The 13,754-nt window shown below is 75.4% G+C and carries 1 protein-coding gene (cut by a window edge); it reads right to left on the bottom strand.

The features are described 5' to 3' along the window. On the bottom strand, positions 1-13,754 hold the 5' end (the start) of the coding sequence (locus tag FB455_RS03520) for a type I polyketide synthase (protein ID WP_145752174.1). It extends 16,057 nt beyond the left edge of the window; 13,754 of the gene's 29,811 nt are visible here — the first part of the coding sequence; its start codon is at positions 13,752-13,754; its stop codon lies off the left edge, out of view.

The raw sequence follows: 13,754 nt of genomic DNA, 5'->3' as shown, positions 1-13,754 counted from the left end.
AGCGCCCTCGGTGCGACCGTCCGGCCGGCGTCGACCGCCGCGACGAGCGCCTCGACGTCGCCGTACGCCGGCAGGTCGGCGGTTGCCGGCGAGCCGACCAGCGCCCACCCGGAGAGGTCCCCGGTGGCGGCGATCTCCTCGGCCTGCCAGGTGAGTTCGAACATCGCGCGGGCCGCCGCGCCCGCCGCGGTCACGCCGGTCAGCTCGCGCAGGGCGAGGGTGTCGACCGAGACCACGGCCGCGCCCGACTCGTCGCACGCGACCAGCCGCACCGCCGAGCCCGTACGCGACAGCCGCACCCGCAGCACCCGCGCGCCCGAGGCATACACCTGCACACCCTCGAACGCGAACGGCACCCGAGGCCCACCCGACCCCTCGGTGCCGGGCAGCAACCCGATCGGATGCAGCGCGGCGTCCAGCAGCGCCGGGTGCACACCGAAGCGCGCCGCCTCCGTCGCCACCTCGTCCGGCAACGCCACCTCGGCGAACACCTCGTCGCCGCCCGTCCACACCCGGCGCAGCCCCCGGAACACCGGCCCGTACGAAAGGCCGTGCTCCGCCAGCGTCGGGTACCAGCCCGCCACGTCCACCTCGGACGCGCCGACCGGCGGCCACTCCCCCAGGCTCGGCTCGCCGGCCGACGTCGGCTCCAGCACGCCCTCCGCATGCCGCACCCAGTCGGCCTCCGGATCACCCTCGGACTGCGAGTGCACCGCCACGACCCGGACGCCGGACTCATCGGCCGCACCGACGCGCACCTGCACCCGCACCGCGCCGGCCTCCGGCAGCACCAGCGGCGCGGCCACGGTCAGCTCCCGCACCCGCGACGCGCCCACCTCGTCGCCCGCCCGGACCGCCAACTCCACCAGAGCGGCACCGGGAACGACCACCACACCGGACACGACGTGGTCCGCGAGCCACACGTGCGTCGACACCGACAACCGGCCCGTCAGCACCACCATGTCCACACCGGCCACGGAGACCGCCGCGCCGAGCAGCGGGTGCCCGGCCACGCCGAGGCCCGCCCCGGACACGTCGGCGGCACGCGCCTGGCCCGCGCCGAGCCAGTACCGCTGGTGCTGGAAGGCGTACGTCGGCAGGTCGACCCGGGCGGCGCCGGCGTCGGTGAACCACTGCGTCCAGGTCACCGGGACGCCGTGGACGTGCAGGTCGGCGAGGGCGTGCAGGAGTGCCTGCGGGGCGGGCCGGTCCCGGCGCTGGACGGCCACCGCGAGCGCGTCCTCGGCGAGCAGGTCGGCGTTCATCGCGGTCAGGACGCTCTGCGGGCCGACCTCCAGGAAGGTGTCGACCCCGGTGGCCCGCAGGGCGGCGATGCCGTCGGCGTAGCGGACGGCCTCCCGCACGTGCCGCACCCAGTACTCGGCGCGGGTGATCTCCTGCGGGTCGGCGAGCGCGCCGGTCAGGTTCGACACCACCGGCAGCAGCGGCGCCCGGAACGTCAGCCCCGCCAGGACGGCGCGGAACTCGTCGAGCATCGGCTCCATCAGCGGACTGTGGAACGCGTGGCTCACCGTCAGCCAGCGCGTACGCACACCCCGCTCCCGCCAGACCCGCTCCACCTCGTCGAGAGCCTCGACGGCACCCGACACCACCACTGCGGCCGGACCGTTGACCGCCGCGATACCCAGCCGATCGGTCATCCCGGCGAGAGACTCCGCCACCGCAGCCTCGTCAGCGGCCACGGCCAGCATGCCGCCGCCCGTGGGCAACGCCTGCATCAACCGACCCCGCGCGGCCACGAGAGCGCACGCGTCGGCCAGAGACAACACCCCGGCCACGTACGCCGCCGTCACCTCACCGATCGAGTGACCAGCCACCACGTCCGGCACGACCCCGAACGACTCCACCAGACGGAACAACGCCACCTCGACCGCGAACAACCCGGCCTGCGTGAACACCGTCTGATCCAGCAACCCCGCCTCGGCCGTGCCCGACGACGCGAACAGCACCTCCCGCAACGGACGCGGCAACAACGGATCGAGCTGCTCACACACCTCGTCCAGCGCGGTCGCGAACACCGGGAACCCGGCGTACAACTCCCGGCCCATCCCGGCGCGCTGCGCGCCCTGGCCGGAGAAGAGCACGGCCAGCTGCGTACGCGCCGCGCCCGTGCCGGTGACCACGGTGGCGGCCGGCTCACCGTCGGCGAGGGCGCGCAGCCCGGCCAGCAGTTCGTCCCTGTCCGTCGCGGTGACCACCGCGCGGTGCTCCATGACGGCCCGGCTGACGGTCGACGACCAGCCGACGTCGAGGGGGCGCAGTTCCTCGTCGCCGGCGATCCAGCGGGCCCAGCGCTCCGCCTGGGCCGCGACGGCGGCCTCGGAGCGGGCCGACAGCAGCACCGGCGACGGCAGCTGCCCGGCGGTGGGCGTCGGCGCGCCCTCGCCCCGGGTCGGCTCCGCCTCGGCGGGCGGCTGCTCGATGATCACATGCGCGTTCGTGCCGCTGACGCCGAACGACGAGATCGCGGCGCGACGGGGCCGGCCCGCCGCAGGCCAGTCGCGGGCCTCGGTGAGCAGGGAGACCGCCCCGGCGCTCCACTCGATGTGCGGGGACGGCTCGTCGACGTGCAGCGTCGACGGCAGCACGCCGTGCCGCATCGCCATGATCATCTTGATGATGCCGGCTGCCCCGGCGGCGGCCTGGGTGTGGCCGATGTTCGACTTGACCGAGCCCAGCCAGAGCGGCCGGTCGGCGGGCCGGTCCTGCCCGTACGTGGCCAGCAGGGCCTGCGCCTCGATCGGGTCGCCCAGGGTCGTGCCGGTGCCGTGCGCCTCGACGGCGTCCACGTCGGCGGCGGTGAGCCGCGCGTTGGCCAGCGCCTGACGGATCACGCGCTGCTGCGACGGGCCGTTCGGGGCGGTCAGACCGTTCGACGCGCCGTCCTGGTTGACGGCAGTGCCACGCACGACCGCCAGCACGCGGTGCCCGTTGCGCTGCGCGTCCGACAGGCGCTCCACCAGGAGCACGCCCACGCCCTCGGACCAGCCCGTGCCGTCCGCCGACGCCGCAAAGGACTTGCACCGGCCGTCGGCCGACAGGCCACGCTGCCGGGAGAACTCGATGAACGTCCCCGGCGTCGCCATCACCGTCACGCCGCCGGCCAGGGCGAGGTCGCACTCGCCGCCGCGCAGCGCCTGCACCGCCAGGTGCAGCGCGACCAGCGACGACGAACACGCGGTGTCCACGGTCACCGCCGGGCCTTCGAGCCCGAACGTGTACGCCACCCGGCCGGACAGCACGCTGCCGGAGGTGCCGGTGCCGAGGTAGCCGCCCACGCCCTCGGGCAGGTCCTGCACGCCGGAGGCGTAGTCGTGGTACATCAGGCCGGCGAAGACGCCGGTCCGGCTGCCGCGCAGCCGCGACGGGTCGAGGCCGGCCGACTCGAACGTCTCCCAGGACGCCTCCAGCAGCAGCCGCTGCTGCGGGTCCATGGCGATCGCCTCGCGCGGCGAGATGCCGAAGAAGTCCGGGTCGAACTCGGCGGCCCCGTACAGGAAGCCACCGTGGCGGGTGTACGACGTCCCGGGGTTGTCCGGGTCGGGGTGGAAGAGCCGGTCGAGGTCCCAGCCCCGGTCGGTGGGGAACTCGCCGATGCCGTCGGCGCCGGCGGCGACCAGGTCCCACAGCTGCTGCGGGTTCGTCACGCCACCCGGGTAGCGGCACGCCATGCCCACGATGGCGATCGGCTCGTCGACGGTTGTCGCCCGCACGGCCTGCTGCTGCGCGGCGACCTGGCCGGACAGCTGCTCGTAGAGGTGCTCCGACAGGGCACCGGGGGTCGGGTAGTCGAAGACGAGTGTCGACGTGAGCCGCAGCCCGCTCGCGCTGTTGATCCGGTTGCGCAGCTCGACGGCGGTCAGCGAGTCGAAGCCCAGCTCCCGGAACGCCCGGTCCGCCGGCACCGCCTCGGCGCCGCCGTGGCCGAGGACCTGCGCGATCATTCCGCGCACCAGCAGCGCCACCTGCGTACGCGCCTCCTGCGGGTCGAGGCCGGCCAGCCGGTCGGCCCACGCGCCGGTGCCGGAGCGGCGGCGCTTCGCGGCCGGTCCGACCAGGCCCCGCAGCATCACCGGCACCCGGCCGGCGGCGGTCTGCGCCCGCATGGCGGGCAGGTCGACCACGGCCGGCACCAGGGCCGCGCCGCCGTGGGTCAGGGCGGCGTCCCACAGCCCGAGCCCGACGGGGGCGGTCATCGGGACCAGGCCGGCCCGGGTCACCCGGGCCCGGTCGGCGTCGTTGATCGACGCCGCCATGCCGTCGGTGTCCCACATGCCCCAGGCGAGGCTGACGGCGGGCAGCCCGCGCTGCGCCCGCAGCAGGGCGAGGGCGTCCAGGAAGGCGTTGCCGGCCGCGTACGCGGCCTGGCCGGGAGAGCCGAGCACTCCGGCGACGGAGGAGAAGAGCACGAAGAGGTCGAGGTCCAGCTCGGCGGTCGCCTCGTGCAGCCACCAGCCCGCCGTGACCTTCGGGGCAAGCACGTCCGCCAGCCGGTCGGCGGTGATCCCGCTGACGATGCCGTCGTCGAGGACGCCGGCGGTGTGGACCACCCCGGCCAGGCGGTCGTCGGCGGTGATGGACCGGACCAGCTCGCCGACGCGCTCGCGGTCGGTGACGTCGGTGGCGACCACCCGGGCGGTCGCGCCCAGCGCGGCCAGCCGCCGCACCAGTTCGTCGGCGCCGGGGGCAGCCGGCCCCTGCCGGGACACCAGCACCAGCGAACGCACGCCGTACGCGGTGACGAGGTGTTCGGACACCAGGGCGCCCAGCGATCCGGTGCCGCCGGTCACCAGGACGGTTCCCCCGCCGAGGGCCTCCGGGGTGCGCGCGGCGCCCGTGGCGCGGACCAGCCGCGGCAGGTACGCCGTGCCCGACCGCACCGCGACCTGCCCGCCGAGGGCGGGGCCGTCGGCGACGGCGGCGAGCAGGGCCAGCAGGTCGGCGTCCAGGTCGGTGCCGGGTTCCAGGTCGGCCAGCACGATCCGGCCGGGGTGCTCCGACTGGGCCGAGCGCAGCAGGCCCCAGACCGCCGCCCCCGCCAGGTCGGTGACGCGGTCGTCGGCGCCGGTAGCCACCGCGCCGCGGGTCACGACGACCAGCCGCGAGTCCGCCAGCGGCCCGGCCGCCAGCCACGCCTGCACCACGCCGAGGACGTCCGCCGTGACGGAGCGCACCGCGTCGGGCACGTCCGCGCCGGAAGGCGCCGGGGTGACGGGCAGCAGCAGCGCCGCCGGGGCGGTGCCGTCCGTCGCCACCGTGGTCAGATCGGCGACGCCGGCGTACGCCGGAAGCTGCGGGGCGCCGTCGAGCGGACGCCCACCGAGCACGACCCAGCCGTACGTGCCGTCGGGCGCGGCGATCTGCTCCGGCTGCCAGGAGACCTCGAACAGGGATCGGTACGCCTCGTCCGGCGCGGCCGCCAGGCCGGTCATCTCGCGCAGCGTCAGCGAGTCCACCGACACCACGGGCACGCCCGTGGTGTCGGTGGCTACCAGCCGCACCGAGCTGCCGGAGGCGGTGAGGCGGACCCGGAGCGTCCGGGCGCCGACGGCGTGAACCTGCACCCCCTCGAACGCGAACGGCACCCGGGGACCGCCGCCCGCCTCGTCGGCGGGCAGCAGCCCGACAGGGTGCAGGGCGGCGTCCAGCAGCGCCGGGTGCACCCCGAAGCCCGCCGGATCACCGGCGAACTCGTCGGCGAGGGCGACCTCGGCGAACACCTCGCCGTCGGCGGTCCACGCCCGGCGCAGGCCCCGGAAGACCGGCCCGTACGCGAGCCCGTGCTCAGCGACCGTCGCGTACCAGCCGATGACGTCCACCTCGGACGCGCCGGGTGGCGGCCACGCGCCAAGGGTGGGCTCGTCGACAGTGGGGGCGTCGACGAGGCCGTCGGCGTGCCGGGTCCACCCCGACTCGGGGTCGTCCTCGGACTGCGAGTGCACGGTCACCGACCGGCTGCCGGTGCCGTCGACGGGACCGACCCGGACCTGCACCCGTACCCCGCCGCCGGTGGCGGGCAGCACGAGCGGGGCGAGGACTGTCAGCTCACGGACACGGGAGGCACCGACCTCGTCGCCCGCCCGGACGACGAGGTCCACCAGGGCGGTGCCCGGCACGACCACGGCGCCGGAGACGACGTGGTCGGCGAGCCACGGGTGCGTCGACACCGACAGCCGGCCGGTCAGCACCACCATGTCCTCGCCGGCGACCGACACCGCCGCGCCGAGCAGCGGGTGTCGCGCCACGCCGAGGCCGGCCCCGGAGACGTCGGCCGACTGGCCGGCCGGCGGCAGCCAGTACCGCTCCCGCTGGAAGGCGTACGTGGGCAGGTCCACCCGCCGCGCGCCGGTCTCGGCGAACCACGACTGCCAGGTCACCGGCACGCCGTGCACGTGCAACTCGGCCAGGGCGTGCAGCAACGCCTGCGCGTCCGAACGGTCACGGCGCTGCACAGCCACCGCCAGCACGGCCTCGTCATCGGCGAGCAGGTCGGCGTTCATAGCGGTCAGGACGCTCTGCGGGCCGACCTCCAGGAACGTATCCACACCGGCAGCCCGCAGGGCGGCGACCCCGTCGGCGTACCGCACAGCCTCGCGCACGTGCCGCACCCAATACTCCGGCGTGCAGATCTCGTCACCGGCCAGGGCACCGGTCACGTTCGACACGACCGGCAACAACGGCGCCGCAAACGCCAACCCACCCAGAACCGTACGGAACTCATCGAGCATCGGCGCCATCAACGGGCTGTGGAACGCGTGGCTGACGGTGAGCCGGCGGGTACGCACCCCCCGATCCCGCCAGGCCCGCTCCACCTCGGCCAGGGCCTCGACGGCACCCGACACCACCACTGCGGCAGGCCCGTTGACCGCCGCGATACCGACCCGATCGGTCAGCCCTGCGACCGACTCCGCCACGGCCGCCTCATCAGCGGCTACGGCCAGCATCCCGCCACCGGTCGGCAGCGCCTGCATCAACCGACCCCGCGCCGCCACAAGCTCACACGCATCCGCCAGGGACAACACACCCGCGACATGCGCCGCCGTCACCTCACCGATCGAGTGACCGGCCACCACGTCGGGAACAATCCCGAACGACTCCACGAGGCGGAACAGCGCCACCTCGACCGCGAACAACCCGGCCTGCGTGAACACGGTCTGGTCCAGCAGCTCCGCCTCGGAGGTGCCCGCCTCGGCGAACAGCACCTCCCGCAGCGGGCGCGGCAGCAGCGGGTCGAGGTGTCCGCACACCTCGTCCAGCGCGGCGGCGAACACCGGGAAGACCCCGTACAACTCCCGGCCCATCCCGGCACGCTGCGCACCCTGACCGGAGAACAACAGCGCCAGCTGGCCGCGCTGGCCGCCCGGGCCGGTGAGGACGCCGGCCGAGAGCTCGCCCGCCGACACGGCTTCGAGGCCCGCCAGCAGTTCGTCCCGGCTCGCCCCGGACACGACGGCCCGGTGCTCCAGTACGGAGCGCGACGCCACCGAGGACCACGCCACGTCGAGCGGGCGCGGGGCCTCGGTGCCGCCGAGCCATTGCGCCCAGCGGCCGGCCTGCGCCGACAGCCCGGCGGCGTCGCGGGCCGACAGCAGCAGCGGCAGCACCGCCGGCACCCGGGACGGCTCGTCACCGGTGACCGGCTCGTCGCCGTCGGCCGGCTCGTCCGCGTCGGTCGGCGCGGACGGCTGCTCCAGGATCAGGTGCACGTTCGTACCGCTGATGCCGAACGACGACACGGCGGCCCGGCGCGGCCGGTCCACCGCCGGCCAGGGGCGCGCCTCGGTGAGCAGGGAGACCGCGCCGGAGGACCAGTCCACGTGGGGGGTCGGCTCGTCGAGGTGCAGGGTCCGCGGGAGCAGGCCGTACCGCATCGCCTGCACCATCTTGATCATGCCGGCGACGCCGGCCGCGGACTGACTGTGACCGATGTTCGACTTGATCGAGCCGAGCAGCAGCGGCCGGTCGGCGGGGCGGCCCTGGCCGTAGGTGGCCAGCAGGGCCTGCGCCTCGATGGGGTCGCCGAGGACGGTGCCGGTGCCGTGCGCCTCGACGGCGTCCACGTCGGCCGTGGTCAGCCGGGCGTTTGCGAGGGCCTGCCGGATCACCCGCTGCTGGGCGGGGCCGTTGGGGGCGGTGAGGCCGTTGGACGCGCCGTCCTGGTTGACGGCGCTGCCGGCGAGCACGGCGAGCACCTGGCGGCCCTGCCGCCGGGCGTCGGAGAGCCGCTGGACCAGCAGCACGCCGACGCCCTCCGACCAGCCGGTGCCGTCGGCGTCGGCGGCGAAGGACTTGCAGCGACCGTCCGGGGCGAGGCCGCCCTGGCGGGAGAACTCGACGAAGGCACCGGGGGTCACCATGACGGTGACGCCGCCGGCCAGCGCCATGTCGCACTCGCCGCCGCGCAGCGCCTGAGCGGCCAGGTGCACCGCCACGAGGGAGGACGAGCAGGCGGTGTCGACCGTCACCGCCGGGCCCTCCAGCCCGAAGGTGTACGACACGCGGCCGGAGATGACGCTGTGCGCGCCGCCGGTGAGCTGGTAGCCGGCCAGCTCGGCCGGTGTGTCGGTGGTGCCGTAGCCCGACGGGGAGGCGCCGACGAAGACGCCGGTACGGCTGCCGCGCAGCTCGTCCGGGTCGATGCCGGCCTGCTCCATGGCCTCCCAGGACGCCTCCAGCAGCAGGCGCTGCTGCGGGTCCATGGCGACGGCCTCGCGCGGCGAGATGCCGAAGAAGCCCGGGTCGAAGGTGGTGGCGCCGTCGACGAAGCCGCCCTCGCGGGTGTGCGAGACGGGTTGCCCGTCGGCGTCGACGGCCAGCAGCCGGCCCATGTCCCAGTGCCGGTCGTCGGGGAAGCCGCTGATGCCGTCGCGCCCGGTGGCGACCAGGTCCCACAGGTCGTCCGGGTTGGCCACGCCGCCCGGATAGCGGCAGCTCATACCGACGATGACGATCGGGTCGCCGTCCACCGGCCCGGCGGGGCCCCAGGCGGTCACGGTCTCGACCTCGTGCAGGCGCAGCGTCACCGACAGGTGGTCGGCGAGGGCAGCCGGGTTCGGGTAGTCGAAGACCAGGGTGGTGGGCAGGGTGAGGCCGGTGGCGGCACCGAGCCGGTTGCGCAGCTCGACGGCGGTCAGCGAGTCGAAGCCGAGTTCCTTGAACGCCCGGCCGGCCTTGACCAGGTCCGTGCCGGAGTGGCCGAGCACGGCGGCGGTGTGCGTGCGTACGAGGTCGGTCAGGTGGCGGTCCTGCTCGGCGCGGGGCAGCGTCAGCAGGTGCTGGCGCAGCCCGCCGCCGGCGGTGTCCTCCGGCTCGGCGTCGACCACGCGCAGGGCGTCGCGCGCCTCGGCGACGTCGTCGAGCAGGGGGCGGGCGCGGGCGGCGGCGAACGCCGGGGTGAACAGGGACCAGTCGACGTCCGCCACGGTCACCGACGGCACGGCCCGGCCGACGGCGCTGCGCAGCGCGTACACGGCCTGGGCCGGGGACATCGGGCTGAGGCCGCGGCGGGCCAGCAGTTCCTGACCCTCGCCGCTGGCCATGCCGCCCTCGGCCCAGGGGCCCCAGGCCACGGCGGTGGCGGCCAGGCCGCGGGCGCGGCGCCGCTCGGCGAGGGCGTCGAGGAAGGCGTTGCCGGCGGCGTACGCGGCCTGTCCGCCGCTGCCCCAGATGCCGGCGATGGAGGAGAACAGCACGAACGCGTCGAGCGGCCGGTCGCCCAGCAGCTCGTCCAGGTGCACGGCGCCGGCGATCTTGCCGTCGAGCACCCCGGCCAGCCCGGCGAGGTCGGTGTCGACCAGCATGGTCAGCTGGCCCACCCCGGCGGCGTGTACCACCGCGGTCAGCGGCGCCGGGTCGGCGTCGACGTCGCGCAGCAGCGCCTCGACGCGGGCGCGGTCGGCCATGTCGGCGGCGACCAGGGTCACCCGGGCGCCGAGCCCGGTCAGTTCGTCGCGCAGCTCGGCCGCCCCGGGGGCGTGCTCGCCGCGGCGGCTGGTCAGCACGAGGTGCTCGGCCCCGTTGGCCGCCGCCCAGCGGGCCACGTGCGCGCCCAGCGCGCCGGTGCCGCCGGTGACGAGGACGGTGCCGGACGGCTGCCAGCGGTCGACGGCGCCGACGGCCGCCGGCGTGGCACGCACCAGTCGCCGTACGAAGACGCCGGAGGGTCGTACGGCCACCTGGTCCTCGGGGCCACCGCCGGTGAGGACGCCCACCGCGTGGTCCCAGTCGCCGCGCCCGGGCGCGTCCGGCAGGTCGACCAGGCCGCCCCAGAGCTGCGGGTGTTCCAGCCCGGCGACCCGGGCCAGGCCCCACAGTCCGCCCTGGGCGACGCTGCGCACCGGGTCGGTGTCGCCGGTGCCGACCGCGCCCCGCGTGAGCATCCACAGTGGTGCCGTGACGTCGGCGGCGTGCAGGGCCTGCACCAGCGTCATCGTGGCGGCCGTGCCGAGCGGCACCGCCGGCCGGCCGGGGTGAGGCCGCTCCAGCAGGCCCAGCAGGGAGACGATCCCGGTGAACGGGGCGTTCTGTACGGCCTGGGCCACCCGCGACGTCACCTGGTCGCGCTCGGCGAGCGGGTCCACCGCCAGCCGGGACACCTCGCCGCCGGCGGCGCTCAGCGCCCCCGCGAGCGCCCCGGCCCACTCGGTCGTGGCGGCGTCGTCGGCGGGCTCCACGAGCAGCCACCGGCCCGACGGGGTGACCGGTGCGGGGGCGGCGGTCCGCTTCCACACCACCCGGTACGACCAGCCGTCGACGACGGCGTCCCGCAGCCGCGCCCTGCGCCAGGACGACAGCACCGGCAGGGCCGGGGCGAGCACGTCCAGGGCCGCGCCGTCGACGCCGATCTGCGCCGCGAGCGCCGCCACGTCGGAGCGCTCGACGGCCGACCAGAACTCGACGTCCACCACGTCCGGGCTGACCGGGCCGGTGGCCGAGGCCGGCATCTGCTCGGGCCAGTAGCGCTGCCGCTGGAACGCGTATGTGGGCAGGGCGACCGGGGTCGCTCCGGTGCCGGCGTAGAGGGCCGCCCAGTCGACGGGTGTTCCGTTGACGTGCAGTTCGGACAGGGCGGCGAGCAGGGCCCGCGACTCGGGGCGGTCGGCGCGCAGGGCGGGTACGGCGACGACCGGGGTGTCGTCGTCGACGTCCGCCGGCTCCCGCCCGCTCAGCACGTCCCGGGTCATGGCGGTCAGGACGCTGCGCGGGCCGATCTCCAGGAACGTGTCCACCCCGGCGGCGCGCAGCGCGGCGACCCCGTCGGCGAAACGCACAGCCTCCCGGACGTGCCGCACCCAGTAGTCGGGACTACGGATCTCGTCGACGTCGGCCAGCGCACCAGTCACGTTCGACACGACCGGCAACCCCGGCGCCTCGAACGTCAACCCGTCCAGGACCACCCGGAACTCGTCCAGCATCGGCTCCATCAACGGACTGTGGAACGCATGACTCACCGACAACCGGCGCGTACGCACACCCCGCCCACGCCAGACCCGCTCCACCTCGTCGAGCGCCTCCACCGCACCGGAGAGCACCACCGACGTCGGCCCGTTGACCGCCGCGACCCCCACACCGGTCAAGCCGTCCAGCGTCGCCAGCACATCGGCCTCGGCCGCCGCGACGGCCAGCATCCCACCACCGGCCGGCAACGCCTGCATCAACCGGCCCCGCGCCGCCACCAACACACACGCATCCGCCAGCGACAACACCCCCGCCACATGCGCGGCCGTGACCTCGCCGATCGAATGACCGCCGACCAGGTCGGGGGCGACGCCGAAGGACCCGACGAGCCGGAACAGCGCCACCTCGACCGCGAACAGACCGGCCTGCGTGAACACCGTCCGGTCCAGCAGCTCCGCCTCGGCGGAACCCTCGGGTGCGAACAGCACCTCCTTGAGCGGGCGCGGCAGCAGCGCGTCGAGCTGTGCGCACACCTCGTCCAGCGCGGCGGCGAAGACCGGGAACTCCGCGTACAACTCCCGGCCCATGCCGGCGCGCTGCGCGCCCTGACCCGAGAAGAGCACCGCGAGCGGACCCCGGTCGGCGGCCTGCCCGGCGACCAGCGCGCCGGACGGCTGGCCGGCGGCGAGGGCGCGCAGCCCGGCCAGCAGCTCCTCGCGGTCGGTGGCGGTGAGCACCGCGCGGTGTTCCAGCGCGGAGCGCGACACGACCGACGACCAGCCGACGTCCACGGTGCGGAGGGCCTCGTCGTCCTCCAGCCACCGGGTCCAGCGGCCCGCCTGCGCGCCGAGCGCGGCCTCGGAGCGGGCGGAGAGCAGCACGGGCACCGCCGGCAGGGCGCTTGTGGGTGCCGGTCCGGCGTCGGCGGGCTCGACGGCATCCGGCGTCGGTGGCTCCTCGATGATGGTGTGCGCGTTCGTGCCGGAGATGCCGAACGACGACACGGCCGCCCGGCGGGGACGGTCGGTCGCCGGCCACGGCGTCGCCTCCGTCACCAGCGACACCTCGCCGGCCGACCAGTCCACCTTCGGCGTCGGCTCGTCGACGTGCAGGGTGGACGGCACCAGCCCGTGCCGCATCGCCATCACCATCTTGATCACACCGGCCACGCCCGCGGCGGACTGACTGTGACCGATGTTCGACTTGATCGAGCCGAGCAGCAACGGCCGGTCGGCGGGGCGGTCCCGCCCGTACGTGGCCAGCAGGGCCTGCGCCTCGATCGGATCGCCGAGGACGGTGCCGGTGCCGTGCGCCTCGACGGCGTCCACGTCGGCCGTGGTCAGCCGGGCGTTTGCGAGGGCCTGCCGGATCACCCGCTGCTGGGCGGGGCCGTTGGGGGCGGTGAGGCCGTTGGACGCGCCGTCCTGGTTGACGGCGCTGCCCCGGATCACGGCGAGGATCGGGTGTCCCTTGCGCTGCGCGTCCGACAGCCGCTCCACCAGCAGGATGCCGACGCCCTCGGACCAGCCCGTGCCGTCGGCGGCGGCGGCGAACGACTTGCAGCGGCCGTCGGGGGCGAGCCCTCGCTGCCGGGAGAAACCCACGAACGGGCCGGGGGTGGCCATGACGCACACGCCGCCGGCCAGGGCCAGGTCGAAGTCGCCCTGCCGCAGCGCCTGGCACGCCAGGTGCAGGGCGACCAGCGACGACGAGCAGGCGGTGTCGACGGTGACCGCGGGGCCCTCCAGGCCGAGGGCGTACGCAATCCGGCCGGAGACGACGCTGGTGGCCGTACCGGTCAGCAGGTAGCCCTCGTCGGCGCCCTCGGCCTCGCTCTGCGGGCCCATGCCGTAGCCGTTGGCGGCGGTGCCGACGAAGACGCCGACCTTCTGCCCCCGCATCGAGGCGGGTGCGATGCCGGCGTGCTCGAACGCCTCCCACGACGTCTCCAGCAGCAGCCGCTGCTGGGGGTCCATCGCCACGGCCTCGCGGGGCGAGATGCCGAAGAACCCGGCGTCGAAGTCGGCCGCGTCGTAGAGGAAGCCGCCCTCGCGGGTCGTGGAGCGGCCGGCGCGGTCGGCGTCCGGGTCGTACAGGTTGTCCAGGTCCCAGCCCCGGTCCGTCGGGAAGCCGCCGATCGCGTCGCTGCCGGAGGCCACCAGGTCCCAGAGCTGCTCGGGGCTGGCGACGCCGCCCGGGTAGCGGCAGGACATCGCGACGATCGCGATCGGCTCCCGGGCGGCGGCGGTCAGCTGCTGGTTGAGCTGGCGGAGGCGGCCCGTCTCCTTGAGCGACGCGCGAAGCGCCTCGACGACCTTGTCTGCGGACGTAGACAT

This window comes from Micromonospora sp. CNZ296, from assembly GCF_007827635.1.
The sequence above is the reverse complement of the archived record's forward strand: the minus strand, read 5'-3'. Positions and strand labels throughout refer to the sequence as shown.